21 protein-coding genes are annotated in these 26,824 nt (G+C 38.6%); 13 read left to right on the top strand and 8 right to left on the bottom strand.

Going from position 1 to position 26,824, the window contains the following annotated elements:
• Window position 1: 1 nt before the first annotated feature.
• Window positions 2–2,011, bottom strand: a complete 2,010-nt coding sequence (locus DBR40_RS18725) for a thioredoxin domain-containing protein (protein WP_124561266.1) — start codon at window positions 2,009–2,011, stop codon at window positions 2–4.
• Between the two features lie 211 nt (window positions 2,012–2,222).
• On the opposite strand from DBR40_RS18725, the gene DBR40_RS18730 reads away from it, so the two are divergent.
• Window positions 2,223–3,320: a mandelate racemase/muconate lactonizing enzyme family protein gene (locus tag DBR40_RS18730; RefSeq protein WP_124561267.1), complete on the top strand. Its 1,098-nt coding sequence runs from the start codon at window positions 2,223–2,225 to the stop codon at window positions 3,318–3,320.
• 188 nt (window positions 3,321–3,508) lie between these two features.
• On the opposite strand, the gene DBR40_RS18735 is transcribed toward DBR40_RS18730, so the two are convergent.
• Both DBR40_RS18735 and DBR40_RS18740 read right to left on the bottom strand, forming a co-directional pair.
• Window positions 3,509–4,405 carry a glycoside hydrolase family 25 protein gene (locus tag DBR40_RS18735; protein WP_124561268.1) on the bottom strand — a complete coding sequence of 299 codons (897 nt, stop codon included), beginning with the start codon at window positions 4,403–4,405 and terminating at the stop codon, window positions 3,509–3,511.
• 86 nt (window positions 4,406–4,491) lie between these two features.
• Window positions 4,492–5,262 carry a hypothetical protein gene (locus DBR40_RS18740; RefSeq protein ID WP_124561269.1) on the bottom strand — a complete coding sequence of 257 codons (771 nt, stop codon included), beginning with the start codon at window positions 5,260–5,262 and terminating at the stop codon, window positions 4,492–4,494.
• 345 nt (window positions 5,263–5,607) lie between these two features.
• Between DBR40_RS18740 and DBR40_RS18745 the strand changes: the two genes are divergently transcribed.
• Window positions 5,608–6,834 (top strand): MFS transporter, encoded by a 1,227-nt coding sequence (locus DBR40_RS18745; protein ID WP_124561270.1) that lies wholly within the window; start codon window positions 5,608–5,610, stop codon window positions 6,832–6,834.
• A 56-nt stretch (window positions 6,835–6,890) separates the two neighbouring features.
• Here the strand turns inward: DBR40_RS18745 and DBR40_RS18750 are convergent, their stop codons facing one another.
• Both DBR40_RS18750 and DBR40_RS18755 read right to left on the bottom strand, forming a co-directional pair.
• On the bottom strand, window positions 6,891–7,871 hold the full coding sequence (locus tag DBR40_RS18750; protein WP_124561271.1) for a glycoside hydrolase family 43 protein: 981 nt from the start codon (window positions 7,869–7,871) through the stop codon (window positions 6,891–6,893).
• A gap of 443 nt (window positions 7,872–8,314) precedes the next feature.
• A complete protein-coding gene (locus DBR40_RS18755) occupies window positions 8,315–9,685 on the bottom strand; it encodes a dipeptidase (RefSeq protein WP_124561272.1) in 1,371 nt (456 codons plus the stop codon).
• Window positions 9,686–9,984: 299 nt separating this feature from the next.
• Here DBR40_RS18755 and DBR40_RS18760 point away from each other — a divergent pair, with 299 nt between their 5' ends.
• From DBR40_RS18760 to DBR40_RS18770, 3 genes are read left to right on the top strand one after another with little or no spacing between them, the layout of a single operon-like run.
• Window positions 9,985–10,968: an SGNH/GDSL hydrolase family protein gene (locus tag DBR40_RS18760; RefSeq protein ID WP_124561273.1), complete on the top strand. Its 984-nt coding sequence runs from the start codon at window positions 9,985–9,987 to the stop codon at window positions 10,966–10,968.
• A gap of 55 nt (window positions 10,969–11,023) precedes the next feature.
• Window positions 11,024–11,566 (top strand): PH domain-containing protein, encoded by a 543-nt coding sequence (locus DBR40_RS18765; RefSeq protein ID WP_124561274.1) that lies wholly within the window; start codon window positions 11,024–11,026, stop codon window positions 11,564–11,566.
• Window positions 11,566–13,071, top strand: a complete 1,506-nt coding sequence (locus DBR40_RS18770; protein WP_124561275.1) for a PH domain-containing protein — start codon at window positions 11,566–11,568, stop codon at window positions 13,069–13,071. The genes DBR40_RS18765 and DBR40_RS18770 overlap by 1 nt, the downstream gene beginning before the upstream one ends.
• 48 nt (window positions 13,072–13,119) lie before the next feature.
• Here the strand turns inward: DBR40_RS18770 and DBR40_RS18775 are convergent, their stop codons facing one another.
• Entirely contained in the window at window positions 13,120–14,004 is an 885-nt protein-coding gene (locus DBR40_RS18775) for an NAD(P)H-binding protein (RefSeq protein WP_124561276.1), read from the bottom strand.
• An 80-nt stretch (window positions 14,005–14,084) separates the two neighbouring features.
• Between DBR40_RS18775 and DBR40_RS18780 the strand changes: the two genes are divergently transcribed.
• The 3 genes from DBR40_RS18780 (at window position 14,085) to DBR40_RS18790 (ending at window position 17,739) form a co-directional block, all read left to right on the top strand.
• Window positions 14,085–14,438 carry a winged helix-turn-helix transcriptional regulator gene (locus DBR40_RS18780; protein WP_124561277.1) on the top strand — a complete coding sequence of 118 codons (354 nt, stop codon included), beginning with the start codon at window positions 14,085–14,087 and terminating at the stop codon, window positions 14,436–14,438.
• A 79-nt stretch (window positions 14,439–14,517) separates the two neighbouring features.
• Window positions 14,518–15,300 carry a hypothetical protein gene (locus DBR40_RS18785; RefSeq protein ID WP_124561278.1) on the top strand — a complete coding sequence of 261 codons (783 nt, stop codon included), beginning with the start codon at window positions 14,518–14,520 and terminating at the stop codon, window positions 15,298–15,300.
• A 138-nt stretch (window positions 15,301–15,438) separates the two neighbouring features.
• Window positions 15,439–17,739: an ATP-dependent helicase gene (locus tag DBR40_RS18790; protein ID WP_124561340.1), complete on the top strand. Its 2,301-nt coding sequence runs from the start codon at window positions 15,439–15,441 to the stop codon at window positions 17,737–17,739.
• 158 nt (window positions 17,740–17,897) lie between these two features.
• Here DBR40_RS18790 and DBR40_RS18795 read toward each other — a convergent pair whose 3' ends face one another.
• Complete coding sequence (locus DBR40_RS18795; protein WP_124561279.1) at window positions 17,898–18,317, bottom strand: hypothetical protein; 420 nt, start codon at window positions 18,315–18,317, stop codon at window positions 17,898–17,900.
• A 101-nt stretch (window positions 18,318–18,418) separates the two neighbouring features.
• Here DBR40_RS18795 and smc point away from each other — a divergent pair, with 101 nt between their 5' ends.
• The 5 genes from smc (at window position 18,419) to DBR40_RS18820 (ending at window position 26,167) form a co-directional block, all read left to right on the top strand.
• Window positions 18,419–21,958 carry a chromosome segregation protein SMC gene (gene smc / locus DBR40_RS18800; RefSeq protein WP_124561280.1) on the top strand — a complete coding sequence of 1,180 codons (3,540 nt, stop codon included), beginning with the start codon at window positions 18,419–18,421 and terminating at the stop codon, window positions 21,956–21,958.
• A gap of 305 nt (window positions 21,959–22,263) precedes the next feature.
• Window positions 22,264–23,214: a M28 family peptidase gene (locus DBR40_RS18805; RefSeq protein ID WP_124561281.1), complete on the top strand. Its 951-nt coding sequence runs from the start codon at window positions 22,264–22,266 to the stop codon at window positions 23,212–23,214.
• Between the two features lie 37 nt (window positions 23,215–23,251).
• Entirely contained in the window at window positions 23,252–23,443 is a 192-nt protein-coding gene (locus tag DBR40_RS18810) for a hypothetical protein (RefSeq protein ID WP_124561282.1), read from the top strand.
• Between the two features lie 181 nt (window positions 23,444–23,624).
• Window positions 23,625–23,996 (top strand): BlaI/MecI/CopY family transcriptional regulator, encoded by a 372-nt coding sequence (locus DBR40_RS18815; protein WP_124561283.1) that lies wholly within the window; start codon window positions 23,625–23,627, stop codon window positions 23,994–23,996.
• A 368-nt stretch (window positions 23,997–24,364) separates the two neighbouring features.
• Window positions 24,365–26,167: a M56 family metallopeptidase gene (locus DBR40_RS18820; protein ID WP_233603935.1), complete on the top strand. Its 1,803-nt coding sequence runs from the start codon at window positions 24,365–24,367 to the stop codon at window positions 26,165–26,167.
• On the opposite strand, the gene rsmG is transcribed toward DBR40_RS18820, so the two are convergent.
• Window positions 26,168–26,803: a 16S rRNA (guanine(527)-N(7))-methyltransferase RsmG gene (gene rsmG / locus DBR40_RS18825; protein ID WP_124561285.1), complete on the bottom strand. Its 636-nt coding sequence runs from the start codon at window positions 26,801–26,803 to the stop codon at window positions 26,168–26,170.
• Between the last annotated feature and the right edge of the window lie 21 nt (window positions 26,804–26,824).

Below are 26,824 nucleotides of genomic sequence, written 5' to 3' on the forward strand. Positions count from 1 at the left end.
TTTATTGTAAATACGCTAATGCTTCCTCAACAGTGTTAACCGGTAACTGGCATACTTTATTTCGGCAAATATAAACTTTTGTTTCATTGCTTTGCTTACCTTTTAACAGCGGCAGGTTACTTTTTGTTCCACCCAATACAATTTTGTTAGGAATGTAATGCCCGCCTAATTCCAATTTAATTGCTTCGGTTGCTGATCCGGTAATGGCAATTTCGTTCGTGCTATAAACTTCGCTTAATAACTGTATGGCCCAGTTAGAATAAGCCGAACCGTAGGTTTTAATCTTAGGTTTTACCGCAGCAAGCATTTCTGCAGCTTTTTCGGTATAATTTTCCAGATCAAAAAGCAGTCCAAGTTTTTTAAGGTTCTGTGCCATGGCAGAGTTCGAGGCCGGAATTACGTTATCCATTACCTCGTGTTTACGGGCAATTAAATCCTCTCCTTCGGCAGAGGTATAAAAGAGCATGGGTGAATCGGCATCAACGAAGTTAGCCAATACATAATCAGTCAAACTTTTGGCTTCATCCAGCCACTTTTCCTCAAAATCATATTCGTAAAGGGTAATTAAAGCTTCAATCAGAAAAGCATAATCATCAAGGAAACCGGTAATAGAAGCTTTTCCGTTTTTGTAGTTACGGTATAAACCACCTTCTTCGGACATCAAGTTAGTTAAGATGAACTGCGCTGCCGCCGAAGCCTTGTCGTAATAAGGTTTATGGTTTAAAACTGTTGCTGCATCGGCCAGGGCTTTAATCATCATCCCGTTCCAGGCGGTTAAGCATTTATCATCCAAACCCGGCCTAACACGTTTATCTCGCTCGGCTAATAGTTTAGCTTTGGTAACTTCTACCTTATTGTATAGGGTTTCTGCATCAATCCCGAATTTCTGTATTAAATCATCGTCGTTGATGGTTTTACGGAGAATATTCGTTTGTTCCTCTTCCCAGTTGCCTTCTTCAGTAACATTGTAATACTCGCCTATCAAAGCGGCATCACTGCCTAAAACAGCATCAAAAGCAGCTTTATCCCAAACATAGAATTTGCCCTCTACCCCTTCGCTATCTGCATCCAGAGCCGAATAAAACAAGCCATCAGCCGAAGTCATTTCGTTAAAAGCCCATTCAATGGTTTCGGTTGCAATTTGTTTAAACGAATTGAACCGGGTACACTGATAGGCCTCGGTATATAAACTAATTAATTGGGCATTATCGTAAAGCATCTTTTCAAAATGAGGTACGTGCCATTTATCATCAACTGAATAACGGGCAAAACCACCCCCAATCTGATCGTAAATGCCGCCACGGCCCATTTCTTCGAGGGTATGACAAACGGCCGTAAAAACAGATTGATCGTCTTTTAAAAATCCATACCGCAACAGAAAAACCCAGTTATTGGGTAAAGGAAATTTTGGTGCACGGTTGTAACCACCATAACCGATGTCGAAATGGCGTTTCCAGGGCTCGATAATTTCAGCTAAATGAGTTAAGGTATAATCTTCTTGATTAACTGCCGGAATTATCTTTTCGCTTTCGCGGATACCCGAAATTAGCCTTTCGGCATATTGAATAGCTTTATCGGGCTCATTTATCCATAAGGCAGCCACGTTTTCCAGAATATTAATCCAATCGTTCTTCCTAAAATAAGTGCCCCCATAAATCGGACGCTGATCGGGCAGGCAGATACAATTTAAGGGCCAGCCGCCGCTTCCGGTCATGAGCTGAATGGCGTACATGTAAATTTGGTCAATATCTGGGCGTTCCTCACGATCGACCTTGATGCATACAAAATGCCGGTTCATTACTTCGGCTACTTCGTGGTTTTCGAAACTTTCGCGTTCCATTACATGGCACCAATGGCAGGCAGAATAACCTATACTGACTAAAATCAGTTTTTTTTCGGCTTTGGCTTTTGTTAATGCTTCTGCCCCCCATTCGTACCAATTAACCGGATTATGGGCATGCTGGAGCAAATAAGGTGATGAAGCGTGGATTAAATTATTAGTTTCTGACATGGCGGCCAATGTAAATGTAACAGGGAAAATGGAGTTTTAATTTGAAGCGTAAATCTATTAATAATCTACAAACCTGTTTCTATTTAGTTTTTGTTTTTATACTTTTAGATTCATAATACTATTCGTGACGCATTGTGTCACAAATTAAGTTAGACACATTATCCTGATCAACAAACCTTACACCCTCAGCCTTATACCTTAAGCCTTAAACATGAAAATCACCCATACCGAAATATACCGCTTTAGCATCCCCATGGAGCCTTTCGTGATTGCAACAGGCACCATGCACTTTGCACAAAATGTATTGGTCCGCATCTATACCGATGCAGGCATCCACGGCATTGGCGAATGTTCTGCGTTCCCGATGATTGTGGGCGAAACGCAGGAAACCTGCATTGCTATGGCAAAGGATTTTGCCGCCATTTTAAAAGGCAAAGATCCGTTAGATATTCCCGAGCGAATGAATGATTTGCTGGGTTATGCCGATCATAACAGCACCATAAAAAGTGCTTTTGATATGGCTTTGTTTGATATTGCGGCTAAACATGCCAATTTACCGCTTTATAAGTTTTTAGGTGGACAAAAACGTATCATCGAAACCGATATGACGATTGGTATTGATACGCCGGAAGGAATGGCTAATACCGCCTTAAAATATAAAAGCCAGGGCTGTCGAATCCTTAAAATTAAACTGGGCAAAAACGTTCATGATGATATTGAACGGGTAAAACATATTCGTGAAGCGGTTGGTGAAGAAATAACCTTACGCCTGGATGCCAACCAGGGCTGGAGTTTTGATGATGCGCTGTTTGCTTTGGGTGCACTTGAAAAATACAACATTGAGTTTTGTGAACAACCTATGCGCACCTGGTACGATGACAAACTAGCCGAACTCAACCTCAACTCGCCAATTAAATTAATGGCTGATGAAAGTTGCTACAACCACCACGATGCCCGTAAGCTAATCAATAGTCAATCTACAACCTACCTGAACATCAAATTTTCGAAATCGGGAGGAATACTGGAGGCACAGAAAATACACGAAGAAGCTTTGCAAACCGGCGTTAAATGCATGATTGGCAGTATGCTCGAAACCAGAATTGCGTTGAGTGCCAACCTACATTTCGCTTATGCGAGTCCGAATGTAGAGTTTTTTGACCTTGATACGGCTTTATTAGGCCACCTGGTAGATCCGGTTGTTGGCGGGTTAACTTATAATGGCTACTTTCTGGATGTACCCGATGAAATTGGCATCGGCGCAGAAGCGGATGAGTTTTTCTTAGAGAAATGTGAAAGCTGGACGGTATAAAGTTCCTTAATCAGTTTGGCATTTAGTGTCAGCTTACTAACAATTTGTTTGCTGTTTATAACCGGTTGATAGATTTAGACAATTAAATGGGATCACGTATAATAGATTCTGAAACAATCTCAGGAGGACGGTACGCAAAAAGTTAGATAACAAATTTGGCAAGTTAACTGGTTTAAGCAATTAACCAGTTAACGAACTAACAGCCTATCCAGTGCTAAACTATCGCCGTTAAAGGCATTAAAATCTACCACATGGCCAATGCCATTAATTTTCGCTTTATCAGAATGTTGCCAGAATTTCCAGCGGCTGTTATCCAATCGTAATTTAGATTGATAGTAATGCGCAATCCACAAAGGGTAATCACTGAAATGACTTTCCAGGTAATCTTCGTAAAACTTTAGTCCGGTGTAAATAATTGGCCTTACTTTGGTTTTCAGCTCTACATAATTCAGAAAATCGGACAGTTCGGCACGCATTTTTAACGGAGAAACACCATCCAGCGATTCGACATCAACCACAGGAGGCAAATCGCCCTTCTCTACATTTACCACCTGCAAAAAGAATTTAGCCTGGGTTTTACCATCTTTACGTGGTCTGAAAAAATGATAAGCTCCACAGATAATACCCGATTTGGGGGCTTCGCGCCAGTTGCGTTGGAAGTACGGATCGACCATTAAAACGCCTTCTGTAGCTTTGATAAAGGCAAAACTGATTTGCACCTCATCCTCTTTCATCGACTTTACTTTTGGCCAGTTTATTTTGCCCTGATAATAGGAAACATCGATACCATGAACGGTATACTTTTTAGGAATTTTGATATTAAAGCTCTCGTATGTACGGTAGTTGGGATCTTGTCCCCAATCTTTAACCCAGCGCCAGGTAGCTACAAAACCTTTTAAAACATAACCATAGTAAAACGGAGAAAGCAAAACCAACAATAAAGCAGCAATAGCAATTTTAAGCTGTATAGGAATTTTAGTCTGCTTTTTTTTATTGGCTGCAGTTTTTTTTACCGCAGGTTTTCTGGTAGCAGGCTTTCTGTTAACTGGATTCTTGTTGGTCGGAACTCTCTTATCTGGCGGCATATACTATATATACCGCTAATTTGGGTAAAATCTATTTAAATTAAAAAATGATTACTATATAATATTGTAACCCAGGAAAATGAAATTCAGACTTTTGCTAAGCTTTCTGCATATGCAACAAAACCAGGCCTTTCATTAGCTGTATATTTAAAAAACAGGGTTTTCGAATCTTTTTGGTCTGGTTTTACTTTTTCTAAAAAATTTAAAGAAGAATCGTTATATCCTAAGAAATTATTTTTGTACACTTTTATTTCAGTCGCATAATATAGGTCTTCTATTTCATTATCGCCTAATTCTGCTTTTATTTCATCAAACACCCATTGTTGATCGCCAGAATTGCCTATAATACGCTTCATTTCAGCCTGATTAAAAGTAATTAGCTTTTCAAGCTTGGTAAAGTTCCTTTCGTTTCTCTTTTTTGCACAAAGATTTACAGTAATTTCTTCTGGCAAATAGATTGCCTGATCATCCAACTGACTTGCTAAATTAAGCATAATAAAAACCTGCGGCTCGGTAATCAGCGCCTTATTAAGGGTTTCACTTAAGACAATATCGACTTCTTTATCGGGTAAAATATAACTAGTAGCATCTGTAAGTTCAATCCGTTTTACATACTGCTGAAAGTTAAAGGCTGATATTACATCCAATAACTTATTATAACTGTTTTGATTAATCTCCAAGAAAGAAAATTGAACTTCTTCAGGACTAAATTGACTCATAATTGGTAGTGCCAGAGTTGCAAAAGGCCCGGTACCTGCATACAATACCTGAACAGGACTACCTTTCTGAGCAAGTTTATCTTTAACAGCCCAATATAACCCTCTTACAAAACGTTGTGTTCTAAATATCTCCTTCACGCAGTTTGCAGCCCAGAAGGTACCAATGGCATTACCTAATTTCAGGTTTATATGCTTCCTGTCTGCCGCTCCATCCGATTCTATTTTTCCCAGATTAAATAAAAGATCGGTATAAGCGGTTATTGCAGGTGCCAATTTTTCATAAAAATCTCCTGGTTCTAATATATCGTTGCTAATGTTGCGTAGTTTTTCTAACAGATTTTGGCTTTGGAGCATTAATTTAAAGAAATGATGTTTAAAATAAAGAAAACCGTTATATCCATTTTTTGTAAAAACAGATACAGAAATTGATTCGTAATACTAAATAGCCAGGGCTTTATTACTTTTGTGTGCTAAGAAAACAATATGTACAAACTTATACTAAATACGTATAAATCTTCTTTTAGCGGATTGAGCCGCGAAACCTGGTTATTGAGCATTGTAATGATGTTTAATCGCTGCGGTAGCATGGCTGTTCCGTTTATGGGTTTGTATGTTACCCAGAGTTTGCATCGATCAGCAATGGATGCCGGCCTGATTATTACCTTATTTGGAGCAGGTTCTATCCTGGGCTCAGCAACCGGTGGAAAATTAACCGATATGATTGGGTTCAGGCCTGTGCAGATCATTTCGTCGATAATCGGCGGATTGTTGTTTATCTTGTTTTCAACCATTACCCATTTCTCTACCTTATGTATACTGGCAGTTGTAATCAGCTTTTTTTCGGAAGCCTTTAGGCCGGCAAATTTTACAGCAGTAGCCCACTATGCAACTGAAGGAACCATTACCCGCTCCTATTCGCTAAACAGATTGGCTGTAAATATCGGTTGGTCGGCGGGGATTAGTATGGCGGGGATTATTGCCTCTATTAATTATAAGCTTTTGTTTATTGTAGAGGGATCGGTAAGTATACTGGTTGGACTTTCTATTTTAGTTTTATTACCGAAAGTGCAGGATTTCATTAAAAAGGCAAAGGAAAACCGCAACACTATGGTTATTTTAAAGCCTTGGCAAGATACTTTTTATGTGAAATTTATTCTTTTAACTACTCTATTTATTACTTGTGCCTTTTTAATGTTTAGAGTGGTGCCGGTATTTTTTAAAGAGGAATGGCATATTGATGAGTTTGCCATCGGGATTATTATAGGTTTAAACGGCGCCATAATCGCGTTGTTTGAAATGATTATGATCAATAAGATTGAAAAGAAAAAGTCGCCCATGTTTTTCATCATTATTGGTTCTATTTTCTTTGCGATATCTTACTTGTTGTTAAGCGCGCCGATTATTTTTCATGTCATATCGGCCGTGTTAACCATTGTAACTTTTACAATCGGCGAAATGTTTGTCTTACCCTTCATAAATACCATTGTAATTAGTCGGAGCAATGAACATAACAGAGGCTTGTATGCAGCAGGTTATACCTTGAGCTGGTCGTGTGCGCAGGTTATTGGACCATATTTTGGGTTTTTGATTGCCAAACAATTTGGTTATAACTGGCTTTGGTTTGGGTTGGCTTGCATCTTGTTACTTTGCGCTTACGGTTTTAGCATGCTGAATAAACGCCAGCAAGAGACTGTATTGAAAACGAATTAGTTTACAGTTGGCAATTTGCAAACTGTAAACTAAAAACTGTGAGCTAAAAAGTAAAACTATTTAACTTTCTGTGCTTTAACACCTTCGTTGGTAATTTTTACAGGAAGGATATTACCATCTGCATCAAATTTCATTTCATCGATACAGGTTTCTCGATGGTTTCCATCGGTTTCTGTTAATGGTCTACGGTGGTAAACAATGTAATATTTATTCTTTTTCTCATTGATGATTAAAGAATGGTGCCCTGCTCCTCTTGCAATTGTTGCATCTTGCTGTAAAATTTTACCTACCCTTTTAAATGGACCAAATGGAGAATCGCTTACTGCGTAGGCTACACAATAATCAGGTCCGGTCCAGCCACCTTCGCTCCACATGAAATAATATTTACCATTTCTGATGAACATATAAGGTCCTTCTACGTAATTATCGGGAGTAATTTCTTTAAATATAGTTCCATCTTCGAAAGGCAGGAAACCAGTAAAATCTTTATTTAATTTGGCAATATTACAGTGTTTCCAGCCGCCATAAATCAGGTAGTATTGTCCATCTTTATCTTTAAACACAAACTGATCAATAGGTTGTGCACCGTTGTAGAACTTATCAACCAAAGGTTTACCTAAATGATCTTTGTAAGGTCCTTCAGGTTTATCGGCAACTGCTACTCCAATTCCACCAATTTCTTTATCATTCTGAATATCATTGGCACCGAAAAACAAATAGTATTTCTTGTCTTTTTGTACAATTGCAGGTGCCCACATGGCTTTATTGGCCCATTTTACAGCAGCTGTATCTAAAATATGTGGGTGTTTTTTCCAGGTTACAAGATTATCGGATGAAAATGCATCCAGAAATACCTGCTCTTTATAACGAGCAGAGTAAGTGGGGTAAATCCAGTATTTATTGTTGAAAACGGCCGCGTCCGGATCTGCATACCAGCCTTTAAAAATTGGGTTTCCAGATTGGTTAATCGTTTTAGTATCCTGAGCAAAAGAAGCGAGCCCGGATAAAAGCAAAAGAGATGAGAATAAATATTTCATGGGTACAATTTAGAAAAAAATCTGTGGTTTAAAAATTAGGGTTCGCGTTTAAACGCAATGAGTTGGGGGATTGGGTTTGTTGTTTAACCGCAAAGGCGCTAAGAAAGAGTGCTAAGCTTGGAGCAATTTAACCGCAGAGAACACAAAGAGGACACAGAGGTGAAGCATATTATTTATTCAATAGCCAAAACAAAAAGCAATTTAACCACAAAGGATACAAAGGAATGCACAGAGATTTAAAGAGATGCTGAAATAAATTCAGCATGACGGGGCATCGAAAACTGAATGAGGACTATAAGCGATAGCGGGACGAAAGCACCTATGAAATATAAACCTTTTATTTTCCAAAAAAAGAAACCGTCATCCCGACTGAAACGCTGTGATCCATCCAGACAGATTTCTCAACTACTTTGCGCTTTGCCCGAAATGACGGTTTTTCGTTTTTATTTGCTTAATTCAGCGAAATATTTGTGGAATAAAGGCAATGTCTCAATTCCTTTGTAATAATTGTAGATATCGTATTTTTCGTTTGGCGAGTGCAGGGCATCGCTATCCAAACCGAAACCAAAAAGTACCGATTTAATACCTAAAACATCTTCAAATAGCGCCACAATTGGAATACTACCACCACCACGGGTTGGAATAGCAGTTTTACCGAAACTATCTTCAATAGCTTTTTCGGCAGCCTTATAAGCTACACTATCGGTTGGGGTTACCACCGGTTCGCCACCATGATGAGGGGTAACTTTTACCTTTACATTTTTAGGTGCAATGCTTTCGAAGTGTCTGGTAAAAATCTCAGCAATTTCTTCTGAGCTTTGGTTAGGCACCAAACGCATCGAAATTTTGGCGTTGGCTTTACTTGGCAATACTGTTTTAGCTCCCTCGCCAATATAACCGCTCCAGATCCCGTTAACTTCTAAAGTTGGTCTGGTACCGGTACGCTCTAAGGTAGAATAGCCCTTTTCGCCCCAAACTTCTTCAATATCAAGATCTTTTTTGTATTCAGCTTCATCATAAGGTGCTGCATTCAAGGCTTTTTTCTCTTCATCTGATAGTTCTACCACTTTATCGTAAAAAGCAGGAATGGTGATGTGATTGTTTTCGTCATGCAAAGAAGCAATCATTTTGCAGAGAATAGTAGCTGGGTTTGCCACTGCACCACCATAAACACCTGAGTGTAAATCACGGTTCGGCCCTACCACTTCTACTTCCATATAGGCAAGTCCACGCAATCCTGTTTCGATTGATGGATGCTCCATGCTAATCATCGAAGTATCAGAAATTAAAACCACATCAGCTTTCAGGCGTTCGGCATTGTCCTTAACAAAAATACCAAGATTAGCTGAGCCAACCTCTTCCTCACCCTCAATCATAAACTTAACGTTGCAAGCCAGGGTATTGGTCTCCATCATCAGTTCGAATGCCTTTACGTGCATGTAAAACTGGCCTTTATCATCACATGCACCACGTGCATAAATTTTACCATCGCGTACAGTTGGCTCGAAAGGCGGCGTATGCCATAATTCTAACGGATCAGCTGGCTGTACATCGTAGTGACCATATATTAAAACGGTGGGTAAAGAGGCATCAATAATTTTTTCGCCATAAACGATAGGATATCCGGCTGTTGGACAAATTTCTACGTTATCGGCTCCTGCATCCTTCAGTTTCTGTGCTACATAATCGGCCGTTTTTAAAACATCACCTTTATATTTAGGATCGGCACTAACCGATGGAAAACGCAATAATTCAAACAATTCATCTAAAAAACGTTGTTTGTGCGTTTCTACATAATTTTTAATCTCTTGCATAACAAAATTAGTTTGGGCAAATATAGGTTTTACCTGATAAACGACGCAAAAAGGTGCCTGAATTTATCGTTACGAAATGGCAAAACGACGGTGTAACCGGTTAATTATCGCAACCTGATAATTTTAAATTGGTTTACGATTAATCCGCATTTTTTTAAAATTCAAAACACGTATACCGAAAAAGACAAAAAAATGATTTATTGTTTGTAAAAAAGAAAAGTTATGGTATTAATTATATTTACTTTTTTGTACATTGCGCACACAGATATCCTTAAACCTGCAAAGAAAGAAATTTTACAATGAAGCATAGTGCACTAGTATTTTTATCGCTGCTACTGCTTTGTGTTTGCAATTCGTCTTTTGCGCAGGCTCCAGCCCCAAATCAAAATCCTACACGCGTAAGCTGTCCCGAAGCAGCTCAGTATTACTCGAAAGATAGTATTAACATTGTAACTTTTGGTGCCAGTACTGTTGAAGGTGTAAACGGACAGGGCTTTCAAACCATGTTAAAAAACAACTTTCTAAACTGCTATACCAATAAAATTATAGATATAACCAATCATGGTATTGGCGGACAAACAACTTTTCAGGGGCTGCTTAGAATTGACAATGCTATAAGCAATAGAACGGGCTTTATTGTGATAGACATGGGCATTAACGATGCTGTATCAATTAGTTCGGGTAAAGGAAGTGTTGCGGAAACCATTGCCAATATGCGCGCTTTTATTGTAGCCAGCCTGAAACAAAAGCTGGTACCTATTTTATGCACCCTGCAAAATGTAGATGATCGTAACATCAAATCCTATGTTGCCGTAAATGCGCACATTAAAAGTATAAATGCCGGATACAGACGCCTGGCAGCAGAATACAAAATCTATCTGGCCGATGTAAACGCTGCCATGAGAAGAGATTTCTCGCTCTATCAGGATGCTTTTCACCCCAATACACGTGGTTATAGGCTAGTAAGTTATGTTATTTTCGATGCCATTAACAAAGCTATTTTTGATAAGTTCTTAAAATTTACCGTCACGCAGAATTACCCCAACCCTGCCTCCATGCAAACCTTCATTGATGTGGTTTTGCCCGAATCGGATAAAATCAATATCCAGATTTACGATTTAATGGGCCGCCTGGTTAAAACTGTTGTAAACGAATACCTAAACACCGGAAAACATACGTTAGAGATTAACACTTCTACCTTTGTTCCAGGAATTTATTTCTTTAAAATCTCATCCGATTCGGGCCAGTACAATGCTGCCAAAAAGTTTATCGTTGCGCGGTAACAAAACAATTAATGATTAGTCAGATAGCTGATTAAATTGTTTTATATCTTTAACAATGCCAACAGAAACATTTACCAATGAGGTGATCGATATCAATTCACTTCCGAAATATGAAGAAATAGAGCTCCAACATCCTCACTCCAATTACTGGAAAATTATTTGCATTAACCTTTCTATTTTCTTAAGCATCATTGGAATAGGTGCGGCTGTTTTATTGATTTTCATCAAGGAAATCAGCGCATACGCCTTCTTAATAATCGCTGTTTATGTGGCCCTTTTGGCTATACTATTCCTTCTTTACAGGATCAGCTTTAAGAAAAGAGGCTATGCAATCCGTACACACGATGTGATATACAAAAGCGGTATCATTGCAGAATCTACTACAATTGTACCTTTAAACAGAATTCAGCACATCGAGCTTAACGAAGGTATTTTATCCAGGGCTTTTCATTTGGGTTCTTTGCAGCTCTTTACTGCAGGCGGCCAAACAGGTCATATCCACATTTCGGGCATACCTATTGAAGAAGCCAAAAATATCAGAGACCTGCTACTGAAAAAACTGGATTTAATTGATAACCAAACCGTTGCCCCAGCATAATGAACAACGATTTTAGTAAACCCCAGCGACAATCGGCAGCCGGAATCGTAATCATGGCTGCGCACACCACCTTAAGCATTGGCCGGGCATTTATCTTCTTTATTATTTACGCTTTTGTAAAAATTCAAAGTGCATATTTAATTTATGTGCTATTGAGCCTGGCGGTAATAATTTTGGGGAGTTTCTTGTTTGCCTACTTATGGTATGTAAAATTCACTTTCTTTTTAGATAAAGAAAAACAGGAATTTGTGGTAAATAAAGGGATATTCAACCGCGACCAGGTAATTATCCAGCTCGATAAAATCCAGCAGGTTAACATCAATCAATCTATCCTGCAGAAAATTATAGGTGTTTACGGTTTAAAAATAGATACCGCTGGCGCTCATGGCGAAGAAGTAAGCATCAAAGCCATTGATGAAACCTCTGCATATAACCTCAAAGCACATTTACTCCATAAAAAAGTTGCTATTGAAAACCAACCGGAAACGGCCGAAGAGGCTCAAATTGTTGAGGAAACCCCGTTTTTAAGAATCAGCTCATGGACTTTATTTAAGGTTGGACTCACATCAAATTATGGCCAGAGCCTGGCACTGCTTGCCGCATTCTTTTACACTGTAATTTACGAAGGAAAGCAACTGCTGGATACTTTTAAAATTGATAAAAATGTAATAGAAAGTACCGTTACCGGCATGTTAACCATTGTAACCGCATTTATTTTAATTGGTGTATTGCTGGTTGTATTGCTGGTAATTAATATGGTTAGGACTTTTTATAAGTATTTTGAACTTCAAATCAGTCAGCATAAAGATGCCCTGCTCCTCTCATCAGGATTAATTGCGAAGAAAAACACACTGGTTAACCCAGCCAAGGTGCAGATTACCAAATACAGCCAAAACTATTTCCAGAAGAAGCTAAATATGCTGAATGTAAATTTAAAGCAGGCACATTTTGGCGAAAGTAAGAAAGGACATGAAATGCAGGGCAATACCATGGAAATTCCGGGCTGTAACCCTACCGAGCGCGATGAATTGCTACGTATGATATTGAGCAAGCTTCCAAAGCCAGGTAAAACCTTTATTCCCGACTGGCGTTTTTTAAATCTGCCTATTTTCTTTAAACTCGTTTTGCCTGTGATTATTTTTCTGATTATAGCTCTAAATGTTCCAGAGGTTAAGCCCTTTATAGCGGCAGCTGCTATTTATCTGGTTACAGGCATAGTAATGATTTATATCAGTTTTAAAAAGCACTGTATTTCGGTTAGCGATGAGTTTATTGTAAAAAAGAGTGGTATCTGGGATATTTCGCACGAAATTATAACACCTGCTAAAATACAAGCCATCACTACATTTCAATATCCATGGCATAAAGGTGCAGATGTTGGCCATTTGTGCCTGCACACTGCTGCAGGTCAGATTCGCTTTAAATATGGTAACTATACCGAAATTAAACAACTGGTAAACTATTGGCTATACCAGGTAGAGCATCGGAATGAAAGCTGGATGTAAACAGGATAGCAGTTGCCCGGTTTTAAAACCAGGCAACTGAATCGTGCATTAGCCATTGTATGCTACAGCAAACTCAGCTGCAAAATCCTGAAGAGTAGCACCTCCTAAAACGGGTTTGTTCTTAAAATAATCTACAAAAAGTACATTGCTCCTGATGGCATCGCCCATTTCTACATAGTTCTTGGCAATTTCTTCCGGTAAGCCAGCTCCTGTCATTCCGTTAAAAGCATCTTTATCGCTAAATTCGATCCATGGTAACGCTGGTTTACTTACTGCAGTACCCAAAGCTTTAGCTACATCTGCTGGCGTACTTTCATCATCGCTGGCTACATACTGCACACTTTTTCCTGCAAAATCATCTTCAAATGCTTCGGCAGCTACCTTAGCAATGTGGCCTGGGTGCACTAATACCAATTTTGCATCGGCACCAAAGTTAGAACCTAAAATATTGGCATGTTTGACCATATCAACATTGGCCAGAAAATTAATATAGAAATAACCTGCACGCAAATGCTTTACGGCTACTCCATCCAGTTGGGCAAAAGTTTTTTCTACTTCATGCAATCCGGCAATTGGCCCTGTTCCATCTGGCAAATCAGCACCTACGCTGCTTAGATTCACTACCTTCTTAACACCCGATTGCTGAATGGCTACAGCATAGTTTTTACCAATTTCGCTAATATAAGCCTTAAAATTAGGCACCGAAAAATCGGGAGGTACCATAGTGTAAACAGCATCTGCACCCGTAAAGGCTGCTGTTAAAAATGCAGTATCGGCTACGCTGCCAATTAACGGGATAGCGCCCATTGCTTTAATGGCTTCAGCCCTATCGGGATTGCTGCTGATAATTTTTACTTCGTAACCTTTGGCAACCAAAGTTTCGGCAATTGGCTTGGTAATATTTCCTAAAGATCCTGTTAATGTTATTTTCATGATATTTTGTTTTTAAATTATGAATACAAAGTTATATTTGCACTTACTTTTATACAAGTACTTACCCCAAAGTATGTAACATGACAGCGATTAAAGAGAGTTCGACCAGGAATTTTAACAAGGGCGTGGCACTAACCAGCTGCCCGGTAACCTTTGTAATGGAAAAAATTGGTGGTTACTGGAAACCGATTATTATTTACCATTTAATGAGTGGTCCCAAGCGCTACAGCGAATTGAAACGGGCCATCCCGCAGATTACCGAAAAAATGCTGATCCAACATTTAAAGCAGTTACAGACCGATGATATTGTATACAGGGACGCACAAGCCGTTGTTCCGCCTGTTGTTACCTACAGCCTTACCAAACCTGGCGAGGATCTTTTCGCCGTGCTCGACTCAATGGTAGATTGGGCAGTTAAAAATGGTTCTGTTTAATCTTGGTATGCGGATAGGTCTTAGCTATTTATTTAGGATAAAAATTATCTATATTAGTTTTGGAAATTAATGCTCAAAAATGCTTAAAGAAGAAAAAATTAATGCCCTGGCACAAATGTTCAGAAGCGAAGCTTACGAATTTGAAATAGAAAATTTCATCAAAGCAAACGCCAAGGATGATGATGACGCTAAGGATATAACCGAAAAAGCAAAAGAAATTGTTCTACAGGAAAAATTAAAACATCTACCCAAAAGAAATTTAATGATTTTCTCTGCCTGGACAATAGGTGTAATAATCTCTTTTTATCTCTTCTATTCCATTATTCCTTATCAAGATGTTATAGGTTACACCACTTTACTATCTATCATTGGGGCTCTTGTTGTTTGCTTTTTTATTTTACACGCATATGCATATTATGGAACCTGGACGGTTGATTTTCTAAAAGAATTAGACAAGCCAAACATCCAATACAGCTTTGCCATTATTTTTCTAATCCCCTGCTTTATTTTGGCTTTTCTATTCTCTGAAAAATTCGATTATGCCGAAAATGAACTCTTACAGTCATCAAAGATACAAACAATAGGTACTGTAATTTCTGGTAATTCAACCGAGTATAAAAGAGTGCTCCATGGTGGAACTGGAATGAAAACAAATAAAGTAAATGTAAAATTTGTAACCAAAGAGGGAAAGGAATTTATAATTACAAAGGAAATCGATGGTTACAATTATTCCAGAAAATTTTATAAAGGCTTGGAAGTAGATGTTATATATTCAAAAAACAATCCCAAAAACATGCAATTAATTAATTTGGAGAGCCTACCGGAGCTTCCTGTCGATTTTGACAATATATATCCACATTAAATCACACAAAAGAATAAGCAAACATGCTTACAATATTTTGATTTGGCTTTTCAAAAAAAATCAGGTTCTATTTCTCCACAATCTCATTAAAAAACCAGGGAATTCTTATTTTTGAACCTCAAAAAAATAGGAGCCGAATTGGATTATTTAGAAGGATTAAACCCGCAGCAAAGAGCTGCAGTAGAGAATACAAAAGGACCAGTAATGATTGTTGCAGGTGCCGGATCTGGTAAAACCCGCGTAATTACGTTCCGCGTGGCCCACCTCATCCAAACCGGTACCGATCCGTTTAATATATTGGTATTAACCTTTACCAACAAAGCCAGTAAAGATATGCGCGAGCGTATCGGTAAAGTTGTTGGTGCCGAGGCAAAAAACATCTGGATGGGAACCTTCCACTCCGTGTTTGCCAAAATTTTACGTGTTGAAGCCGAAAAAATCGGTTATCCGAACAATTTTACCATTTACGATACCGACGATAGTAAAAGCGTACTTAGGGCCATTTTGAAAGAAATGCAGCTCGATGATAAATTATATGCTGCCAATTTTGTTTTTAGCCGTATTTCTTCTGCTAAAAATAACCTGATCTCCTGGGGCGAATACCAGGCTAACGATCAGATCCAGGCCGAAGATATCCAGAATAAACGCCCTTTAATTGGCCAGATATACGAAACCTATGCCAAACGTTGTTTCAGGGCTGGCGCAATGGATTTCGACGATTTATTGTTCAAAACCAATATCCTACTTAAAGAACACCCGGATGTGCTGAATAAATACCAACAAAAATTCAGGTACCTAATGGTGGATGAGTACCAGGATACCAACTTTTCGCAGTATACCATTGTGAAAAAGCTGGCTGCTGCTTATCAGAATATCTGCGTTGTGGGCGATGATGCACAGAGTATCTACGCTTTCCGTGGGGCAAATATCCAGAACATCTTAAATTTCGAACGCGATTATCCAGATTTAAAAGTATATAAGTTAGAGCAAAATTACCGCTCTACCCAAAATATTGTTGATGCAGCAAGCAGTATCATTGCCAACAACAAAAACCAGCTCGAAAAAAATGTCTTTTCTGACAATGAACCTGGCGAACGCATTAAAGTTTCTCGTGCTTTTACCGACAATGAAGAAGGTAAATTGGTTGCCGAAGCCATTATCCAGGAACGGACCAGTAAAGGACTTCAGCATAGTGATTTTGCCATTTTATACCGTACCAATGCCCAAAGCAGGGCCATGGAGGAGGGTTTGCGTAAATTAAACATCCCTTATAAAATATTTGGTGGTCAATCTTTCTACCAGCGCAAAGAGATTAAAGATTTAATTGCCTACTTCCGCTTAACTTTTAATCCGAAGGATGAAGAGGCCATAAAAAGGGTAATTAACTACCCTAAACGCGGTATTGGCGATACCTCTGTAGATAAAATCATTGTAGCTGCCGATCAGCATGGCAAAACCATGTGGGAAGTTATTGCTAATGCCCACATGTATGTAGATGGCCGTTTAGCTAACCAGCTGAACGATTTTGCTACGATGGTGCAAAGCTTCCAGGCCGAAGCCAAAAAGCTGGATGCTTACGATGCAGCTTTATTTATTGCGCAACATGCCGGTATTTTAAAAGAATTATATACCGACGATAGCGTGGAAGGCCGTAGCCGTTACGAAAACATCCAGGAATTGTTAAATGGTATTAAGGAATTCGCTGAACGGGAAGATATCGAGGAAAAAGGCCTTGAAGTTTTTATGCAGGATGTTGCCCTTTTAACAAACGATGACAAAGATGGTGATAAAAACAAGGATAGCGTTTCCTTAATGACCATTCACTCGGCAAAAGGTTTGGAGTTTAAGAACGTATTTATAGTGGGATTGGAAGAAAATCTTTTCCCTTCTCAAATGTCGCTCACCAACCGTACCGATTTAGAAGAGGAACGTCGTTTGTTTTATGTGGCCATTACCCGGGCCGAGGTAAAATTAACCTTAACCTATGCTACTTCGCGTTACCGTTGGGGAACTTTAACCAACTGCGAGCCAAGTCGTTTCATCAACGAAATTAATCCGAAGTTTCTGGAATTGGATGTTAAACCAGCCAGATCTAACTCAATTGAAGGCAGTTTTGATGATGAACGCAAAACCTGGACTTCGCAGCCACGCGATTTCTTCAGTAAGCCTAAACCTGCTGGAACAACAACTTCTACCCCACCCGTACGCCCCAAAACCACCACTTTACTGGCTAAAGCCCATGTACCCACAGCTGGTTTTGCACCTTCGCAACCGCACGAATTTCAGGGCGGCATGGAAGTGGAACATGAAAAATTCGGTTTTGGAAAGATAATCAGTTTAGAAGGGTCACTACCTGATGTTAAGGCAACGGTATTTTTTCAAGGGTTGGGTAATAAGCAATTGCTACTCAAATTTGCAAAACTGATGATTGTGAAGTAGTTTTCTATAAATTGTCACCCTGAGCCTGTCGAAGGGCTTACCTCAACACTTTTGGAGGCGTTTCGACAGGTTCAACGTGACAACTAAAGTTTAGATGCGCTTTTTGTTACCAATATAAGGATGCGAATTGTTAAGAAAATAATTTAAATCCATTCCCTCTACCATCCAGATCTATCTTCCAAAAATTCGCCGCTTTTGAGCTGCACCAGCTGCCCGTTTACCAAAGATTTAGCCCGAATATTCCATTCATCTGCAACCTCCGTAACTTCTACCATACTACCAAAAGGAAAATCATCACCCTTGTTGTCAACAGTAATTTTTACCTTTTCCCCTACTTTGGGCTCTTTAAAGAACAACTGGTTACCAACAATGCTTAACCCATTAATTTTTTCAAGATCAGATATAAGGTATTTTCGGTAAGGCGACTGCGAATTTTGCGAAACCAGCACAAATGACTGCATTTCCTTTTCGTACTGAACCTGCATTTTATAAAAAAACTTTCCCCTGATTTTATCTCCAAGATAAATTTTATCACCTTGTGCCGTACGATAGCCTGTATAAAAAGATTCTATATCCATAAATTGATTCCAACATCAAATATGGCTTATTTTTTTAAATTGTTAACCCGAAAGCCCAAAATTATCCTTAATATTGGGGTCGGTTTTTCCCGAATACAACCATGCAGCTTACTAAGTTAGAAATCAAAGGTTTTAAGAGCTTTGGCGATAAAGTAACCATCAACTTTAATGAGGGTGTTACGGCTATTGTGGGACCTAATGGTTGCGGAAAATCGAACGTAATTGATGCCATGCGCTGGGTTTTGGGCGAACAAAGTACCAAAGCACTCCGCTCGGAGAAAATGGAGAACATTATTTTCAATGGTACCAAAAACCGGAAACAGGCCCAGCTTGCCGAAGTTTCGCTCAGTTTCGATAACACCAAAAATATTCTGCCTACAGCCTATTCGCAGGTTACCGTAACCCGTAAACTGTATCGGAACGGCGATAGTGAATACCGTTTAAACGATGTGCAATGCCGGTTAAAAGATATTACCGACCTTTTTCTGGATACAGGAATTGGCTCGGACAGTTACTCGATTATTGAGCTTAAAATGGTGGATGAAATTATCACCAACAAAGAGCACAGCCGCAGGTCGCTGTTCGAGGAAGCATCGGGTATTTCAAAATACAAGTTACGCAAAAGACAGACCTTCAATAAGTTAAAAGATACTGAAACCGATTTAGAACGGGTAGAAGATTTACTTTTCGAAATTGAAAAGAACCTGAAAACACTCGAAAATCAGGCACGTAAAGCAGAACGTTATTATAAGCTAAAAGAACAATACCGCGAGTTGAGTGTACAGCTGGCCACCCACCGTATTGCCTTTTTTCGTACCGATTTAGCTGCACTCGAAACCCAGGAGCAGCAGCAACTACTAAACCGAACCGAGCTAAGCACCAAAATCGATACCGGCGAGGCTGATTTACAAAAACTTAAAGTTGGTAGCATCAGTCAGGAGAAAAACCTTTCGGTACAACAAAAAGCCACCAATGAGTTTGTTTCTAAAATACGCGCTTACGAGAGCGAGAAAAAAGTAAAAAACGAGCAGATGCGTTTTTTACAGGAAAAAGAAACACGTTTATCGGGCGAACTAGAAAAAGATAAAAACCAGGTTAACCACATTAAATACAACATTAAGCGCCTAAATGAGGAAATTTTAACCGAAACCGAAGTTTTTAACAAGCTGGAATCGGACTTAAAGATCTTGAAATCTACTTTGGATACACTCCGTGAGCAACAGCAAACCGAGAAAAACCGGATCGATAATCTCTTAAAATCGCTTAATGAACTGCAAAGTACTATCTATCAATCGCAAAAGGAAATAGATATCTTTAACATCCAGAAAGATGCATTGGTGCAGGAAACCAACCGAAATGTTGATGATACCGAGACCAAAACCCTGGAATTAAAAGCTTTCGACCATGCTTTGGCTGAACTTGATATACAGGTGAGAGAGAAACAGGCTAACATTAAAAACCTAACCGAAGCAGAAGAAGTATTGAAGGAACAGCTTGTTACTTCAGAAACAAACCTGAGTTCAAATAAAGAAAAACTTACTGCAGAAAACCGGAAAAAAGACGCCAAACAGAACGAGTACAACCTCACTAAATCGCTGGTTGATAGCCTGGAAGGTTTCCCAGAATCGATCCGCTTTTTAAAGAAAAATACATCTTTTGCCAAAACGGCTCTCCTTTTATCGGATATTTTATTCTGTAACGAAGATTACCGCATTGCGATAGAAAACTACCTCGAACCGGTAATGAACCATTATGTGGTTGATAAGTATGCAGATGCCGTTCAGGCCATTAACCTGCTTACAGATGCTAGCCGTGGCCGTGCCAATTTCTTTATTTTAGAAAACATACCCGATAAAAACCCTAACCTGGCCGAACATGAAGGTTTAGTATCGGCTTTATCGGTTACCGAAGTAGATAAAAAATACCAGCACCTTTGCACTTTGCTGTTGCAAAATGTTTATATCGCTGTTAACGAACAAGAAAACCGTTTTAAAACAACACCCGGCGACACCTTAACTGTACTGGCCAAAAACGGAAAATATGCGCAAACCAAATTTACGCTGGCAGGTGGCTCGGTGGGCCTATTTGAAGGTAAAAGGATTGGCCGGGCCAAGAATTTAGAAAATTTAGCCAAAGAAATTAAAGCATCAGAATCGCTGATTAACAAATATAACGAAGCAATTAAGGTAGAAACCGATCAGATTTTCAATTTAAAAGAAGCTTCAAAAATCAACCAAATCAATGCTTTGCAGCAGGAAATGAACCGTTTAAATAACGAACATATTTCTGTGCAAACACGCCGAGATCAATACCAGGAGTTTATTACTACCAGCGAAAACCGTAAAACAGATATCGCACAGAAAATTGTATCGATAGAAAAATCGCTTTCAGAAAAACTACCGGCATTAGTAGAACTACAGAAAAAGCAACAGCAGGACCACATTAACCTACAGGAGCAGCAACTTAACTATCAGGAGATTGCTGATCTGGTAAACGATAACGCAGGTAAATACAACCAGGATAACATCCGTTTTCACCAGCAACAAAATAAGTTATCGGGTTTAGAAAAAGACCTCGATTATCGCTTTGTACAGGAAGAAGCGCTAAACAAACGTATTGCCCAAAACGATAAAGAACTGCAGGAAGCGCTTACCCAAATTACAGCTACGCTACAACACACCGACCTGAACGACGATACCCTTTTAGAGATGTATCAGCAGCGTGAAGAAATGGAAAAGGGTCTTGCCGAAGCTGAAAAAGAGTATTTCGAAATCAAAGGCAGTATAAACGAAGTTGAGAACAATTTAATCAACATCCGCAAAAACCGCGAAGAAACCGATTTTCTCTTAACCGAAATCAAGGATAAAAAGAATGCGTTAAAAATCGACCTGAATGCTTTAAAAGAGCGTTTGGCAGTAGAGTTTAACATCGATATTAACGATCTTTTAGAGACTGAAACAGCTATTGAAGCGCTTGAAAGTGAATTTGAAATCCGCCAGAAGGTAGAAAAAATGAAACGCCAGCTGGATGAATTTGGTGCCATTAACTCAATGGCCATGGAGGCCTTCAAAGAAATGGAAGAACGTTATACTTTTATCCAAACCCAGAAAAAAGACCTCAATGCTGCCAAAACCGATCTTTTACAAACCATAAAAGAGATCGATGATACAGCAAAAGATAAATTTATGCAGGCCTTTACGCAAGCCCGCGAGCATTTCATTGTGGTTTTCCGCTCTTTGTTTAACGATGAAGACAGCTGCGACCTGATTTTGTCAGATATTCATAACCCACTGGAAGCAGATATTGATATTGTAGCCCGTCCAAAAGGCAAAAGACCGCTATCTATCAACCAGTTATCGGGTGGCGAAAAAACCTTAACCGCAACAGCCTTATTGTTTTCGCTTTACCTGTTAAAGCCTGCCCCATTCTGTATTTTCGACGAGGTTGATGCCCCGTTGGATGATACTAACATCGATAAATTCAACAATATTATCCGCAAATTCTCTGATCAATCGCAGTTTATCATTGTATCTCATAATAAACGTACCATTGCCAGTACCGATATTATTTATGGCGTTACCATGGTCGAACAAGGCGTTTCGAGGGTTGTAGCAGTCGATTTGAGGGAAGTTGCAGCTTAGCCTCAACTTTTCGTCATTGCAAGAAGGCTTTTTTGCCGACAACCTGCCCTGATTTTCGGGAAAGCAATCTTTTTAGCATTTTTCCATTTTGAAAATGAAAAAGACAGCCTTTGGCAGCCTTCAGTCCTACTGTACACTATAGCCTCGCGAAAAGCTCGGCCTGCCTTTGCCATCAGGTTTATAAACGCAATACAGTGCTTTTAACAACGTTTTCCTTTCTATACGCCAATAATTAATATCTTTAGAAAAATTTAAACAATACGTCGTTGTGAGGCAAAAAGCAATGACAGCAACACTTATTATTCATGAAAATCCTCTATATTATTCCCTTAGCCATGATGCTAAGCTGCTGTTCATCAGTAAAGAACCAAAGTACAGCCAGTAACGAAAAGCTCGATACCCAATTGTTAAAAGATGTTGAAGTGCTTTCATCGGATGCATATCAGGGCCGGAAAACAGGTACCAAAGGTGCAGAAATGGCCAGGGCATATATTATAGCACGATTTCAGAAATTGGGCCTAAAATCTTATCCGCAACACGTAAATTACGCCCAGGAATTTACATTTAACAGCAGAAACAGCACCAAAGTAAATGGCACTAACATTATTGGTTACATTCCCGGAAAAGGTAACAATGTTATTGTAGTTTCGGCACATTACGACCATTTGGGCGTGGTTAAAGATGAGGTTTTCAATGGTGCCGATGATAATGCATCGGGTACCGCCGGATTACTAAAAATTGCAGCCTACTATGCCAAAAACAAACCCAATAACACCATCATTTTCGCAGCTTTTGATGCTGAAGAAATGGGTTTACAAGGCGCAAAAGCCTTTGTAGCCAATCCCCCTATTCCAATTAGTACCATTGCCATTAACCTGAATATGGATATGATTAGTCATAGTGATAAAGGCGAATTGTACGTATGTGGTACTTTTAAATATCCCGATCTAAAGCAATATATCGATACCACCCGAACCAATATCAAAGTGAGCCTAGGACACGATAACCCTAAACAAGGCCACGACGATTGGACTAACCAGAGCGATCAAGGTGCATTTAATGCTAAAAATATCCCCTTTCTGTATTTTGGTGTAGAAGACCATAAAGATTACCACAAAGCTACTGACGAGTATAGCACCATTACACCTGCATTTTTTAGTAAAGCAGCTGGTGTAGTTTTGGATGTAGTAAAACGTATTGATGCGCAAACCGGATTACAACAACTGTTAAAGGATAAAATAATCATGAAAAATTAACTCTACTGTTAATCATTCTGCAAGCATTCAATCACCTATGAAAACTAAAAAGCCCATAATAGTCGCAATTACAGCAGTGTTTTTTCCAATAATTATCTTTATATCTTATCAAATAGTTAAAAATATGAATGCTGATAATTTTTATTTATCCCTACTTGGTATTGCATGCACTTTAGGTGCTTTTATATTAACGATTTTTAGCTTTATACCAAAAGCCAAAAAGTTATAGTGATTGCATACAAACGAAATACAAACCTGCCCCTAAAAGGCAGGTTTTTTTATGGCTTACTATTTTGAGTTAAAAATTATTAAACTGATAATCAACATATTAAAACAAATACTATAAAAATAGTTTGAAAACTAGTTTTATAGTATTAACTTCATTAAACCGAACTATAAAAATAGTTACTATGATAAAAGAACTCACAAAAGCAGAAGAACAGATTATGCTCATCCTTTGGGAAATGGGCGAAGCCCTGGTAAAAGATGTAATCGAAAAGATGAACGAACCGAAACCCGCTTACAATACAGTTTCAACAGTGATCAGGGTTTTAGAAACCAAAGGTTTTGTAGATCATAAAGCGATTGGCAATACCTACATCTACTTCCCTATTATAAAAGAAACTGATTATAAACGGTTTGCACTAAATAAAGTGATGAATAATTACTTCGAAAACTCTTACGAAAGCCTGGTTTCATTTCTGGTTAAAGAAAAGAGTATGAGCACCGAAGAACTTGATGAAATTATCCAATTGGCAGAAAAACTTAAAAATAACAAGTGATGAGCTGGCTATATTATTTACTCGAAGCCAATCTGTACTTCGTAATATTTTATGGGTTTTACAGATTGTTCCTATACCATGATACTTTTTATGGTTTAAATAGAAGTTATTTAATTTTTGGCTCAATCCTGGCTTTCCTTCTTCCATTTTTTCAGCTGGGTTTCTTAAAAGCACCTGTAATCGAACAAATTACGGCAGCATCCACTACGGAAACGGTTGTTAGCCAGGTGGTAATGACAGAAAACATGCCACTCGAAACCTATCAGCCAAGTATCTTCACTATCGATAACGCGATTATCGCAATTTATAGTCTGGTAACCATTGCATTTCTGTTTAAAATGCTCTTCAACTTATCCAAAATTATCAGCATGCGCAAATTACCATCTGTTAAATTGGATAATGGAGTCAAACTAATTGATTTAAAGGATTCTAAAATAGCTTTTTCATTCTTCAACCTCCTCTTTTTAGATCCGCAATTGGCAGAAAAAAACACCATACTCAAACACGAACTGGTCCACATTAAACAAAAACATAGTCTGGATGTGCTGTTATTTGAAATCATCCAAATTATCAATTGGTTTAACCCAATCGTTTATCTCGTTAAAAAAGACATTAAGTTAATTCACGAGTATCTGGCCGATGAAGAAACCACTAAGTGCGATGTAGAAAAATATCATTATGCGATGTTTTTGATCCAAAATTCAACTGGTATCCAAAACCTAACCTTAACTAACCAAATATTCAATTCATCAATATTAAAAAAGAGAATTAGCATGCTAAATCAAAAGAAATCGGCACGTTGGGCAAGGCTCAAACTGCTAGTTGTACTGCCCATTACTGCAGGAATATTATGCATTTCTACGATGGCTTTTACCAAAGATTATGGATTTGTGGACTTGCTACCTGAGAAAGCAAGTGTACAATTGCCACCTCAACAAGAAAAGCCTAACACTAGAGTAAAACGTATTCCGCCCCCGCCCGCCATTAGTAAAACGTATTTTCCACCTTATAAAAGAGATGGTAAAAACAATTATGTTTCTTTAGAAAAAAGGCTCATAGTTATTAATGGAAAGGAAATTGCAGATAAAAACAAATTTTATGGTGCTGCAGACGCTACTGAGATCAATTTTTTAAAGACAGCAGAGGCAACTGAAAAATATGGCAAAACTAAAGGACAATTTGGCGCAATAGAGATTACAGGAAAAAATATAGTTTTCACTTTACAACCTCCCATCTTAAAAAAAGATCGAATTAAGTTCCCTCCACCAATAGCAGTACCAGATAATCAAACTTTTTTCTATCCAAAAAATGAGTACAGCATAAAAACCCAAAAAGCGGCTATAATAGATCAAAGATATATCGTAATTAACGGAAAGCCAGTAACAGACAATAGCACTTTTTACGGTGTTATCAATACGAATTCGATAAAATACCTCGATCAATCAGCTGCAACAAAGAAATATGGGCAAGAAAAGGGCAAAAATGGAGCAGTAGAAATTACAGGAGAAAATATAAAATACTTAACTAAGGTTTCGCCACCTCCACTTCCGCTTGAAAAAGATAAAACCGAAAATAGAAAAATAAAGGCGCTAACCACAAAAGGTGATAAAGATGCATTAGAAACCAAAACCGTACAAGGCTATCTTATTGAAAACAACGAAAAGAAAAAACTACAGGAAGTAACTGTAAAAGCTTATAAAGATGCTTTAGCAAGCAGAACAGTTCAGGGCTACCCAATCCAAACCAAAGAAGGAGCGACAAGTATCAAAGCGACTCCACAGTCCAATAAAAACTTAAAGGAGGTTTATATTAAAGCTTACGATAAAGCATCGGAAGTGAAATCGGATAGCGAAGTAAAGGAAATTAAAACAAAAGAGAATAATTTAACCACCACAGGGCAACAAAATAAGGCAATAGCTGTAGAGACAATATATCAGGATAATTTGGACAAAAGTAAGAATGAAAAGCTATTAGTTAATATACCAGAAGGCGCGACTGCAGAGCTAACCGTTTTAAACACATCATTGAATAAAGCCATATTTAGAACCTCAGATTACCAAAATAACTGGAATGCCAAAGATGTTCCCAGTGGAAATTACTCATATACTTTCCTCTTCAGAAAGGAAGGAAAGTTAGTTGGAGGTAAAAATGGCTATGTTAGAATAAAATAACTACTGCGATACGTAAACCACGTATTTCGTTTCAAAGAAATCTTCCTCAAAATAAGCTGAAAGCGGATACAATTCTGCTTTCAGTTTCGATTCTTTAATCTCTTCAGCCAAATCGCCCCCTTTCAGGTACAAGATGCCGTTTGGAATTGCATTAACCGATTCTTTTTTAAACTTGCCTTGTATCCAGGGATAAAATTCGCCTAAACGGGTAACCGCCCTCGAAACCACGAAATTAAACTTTTCTTTCACCTGTTCGGCTCTTAAATGATCGGCACGCAGGTTTTCCAGGCCCAATGCTGCTGCTACTTCTTTAACTACCTTAATTTTTTTACCTATCGAATCGACCAGATAAAATTGGGTTTCAGGGAATAAAATAGCCAGGGGAATACCCGGGAAACCGCCTCCTGTACCTACGTCCAGTACCGATTCGCCAGCTTTAAAAGTGCAAATTTTGGCTATGCCCAATGAGTGGAGCACATGGCGCTCGTACAATTCTTCAATATCTTTTCGCGAAATTACATTGATCTGTGCATTCCAAAAACTATATAAATCAAACAATTGCGAAAATTGCGCTAACTGTTTTGCTGTTAGATCAGGAAAATATTTTAAAATGATTTCTGGCTTTACATCAGACATATTGCAATTACTAAAGGATTA

The organism is Pedobacter sp. KBW01 (assembly GCF_003852395.1).
Classification (GTDB): Bacteria; Bacteroidota; Bacteroidia; order Sphingobacteriales; family Sphingobacteriaceae; genus Pedobacter.

Excerpts from the sequence above, each read along its gene's own strand:
- DBR40_RS18725 (WP_124561266.1), bottom strand. The coding sequence starts at position 2,011 with ATGTCAGAAACTAATAATTTAATCCACGCTTCATCACCTTATTTGCTC.
- DBR40_RS18730 (WP_124561267.1), top strand. The coding sequence starts at position 2,223 with ATGAAAATCACCCATACCGAAATATACCGCTTTAGCATCCCCATGGAG.
- DBR40_RS18735 (WP_124561268.1), bottom strand. The coding sequence starts at position 4,405 with ATGCCGCCAGATAAGAGAGTTCCGACCAACAAGAATCCAGTTAACAGA.
- DBR40_RS18745 (WP_124561270.1), top strand. The coding sequence starts at position 5,608 with ATGTACAAACTTATACTAAATACGTATAAATCTTCTTTTAGCGGATTG.
- DBR40_RS18750 (WP_124561271.1), bottom strand. The coding sequence starts at position 7,871 with ATGAAATATTTATTCTCATCTCTTTTGCTTTTATCCGGGCTCGCTTCT.
- DBR40_RS18755 (WP_124561272.1), bottom strand. The coding sequence starts at position 9,685 with ATGCAAGAGATTAAAAATTATGTAGAAACGCACAAACAACGTTTTTTA.
- DBR40_RS18760 (WP_124561273.1), top strand. The coding sequence starts at position 9,985 with ATGAAGCATAGTGCACTAGTATTTTTATCGCTGCTACTGCTTTGTGTT.
- DBR40_RS18765 (WP_124561274.1), top strand. The coding sequence starts at position 11,024 with ATGCCAACAGAAACATTTACCAATGAGGTGATCGATATCAATTCACTT.
- DBR40_RS18770 (WP_124561275.1), top strand. The coding sequence starts at position 11,566 with ATGAACAACGATTTTAGTAAACCCCAGCGACAATCGGCAGCCGGAATC.
- DBR40_RS18775 (WP_124561276.1), bottom strand. The coding sequence starts at position 14,004 with ATGAAAATAACATTAACAGGATCTTTAGGAAATATTACCAAGCCAATT.
- DBR40_RS18780 (WP_124561277.1), top strand. The coding sequence starts at position 14,085 with ATGACAGCGATTAAAGAGAGTTCGACCAGGAATTTTAACAAGGGCGTG.
- DBR40_RS18785 (WP_124561278.1), top strand. The coding sequence starts at position 14,518 with ATGCTTAAAGAAGAAAAAATTAATGCCCTGGCACAAATGTTCAGAAGC.
- DBR40_RS18795 (WP_124561279.1), bottom strand. The coding sequence starts at position 18,317 with ATGGATATAGAATCTTTTTATACAGGCTATCGTACGGCACAAGGTGAT.
- smc (WP_124561280.1), top strand. The coding sequence starts at position 18,419 with ATGCAGCTTACTAAGTTAGAAATCAAAGGTTTTAAGAGCTTTGGCGAT.
- DBR40_RS18805 (WP_124561281.1), top strand. The coding sequence starts at position 22,264 with ATGAAAATCCTCTATATTATTCCCTTAGCCATGATGCTAAGCTGCTGT.
- DBR40_RS18810 (WP_124561282.1), top strand. The coding sequence starts at position 23,252 with ATGAAAACTAAAAAGCCCATAATAGTCGCAATTACAGCAGTGTTTTTT.
- DBR40_RS18815 (WP_124561283.1), top strand. The coding sequence starts at position 23,625 with ATGATAAAAGAACTCACAAAAGCAGAAGAACAGATTATGCTCATCCTT.
- DBR40_RS18820 (WP_233603935.1), top strand. The coding sequence starts at position 24,365 with ATGCGCAAATTACCATCTGTTAAATTGGATAATGGAGTCAAACTAATT.
- rsmG (WP_124561285.1), bottom strand. The coding sequence starts at position 26,803 with ATGTCTGATGTAAAGCCAGAAATCATTTTAAAATATTTTCCTGATCTA.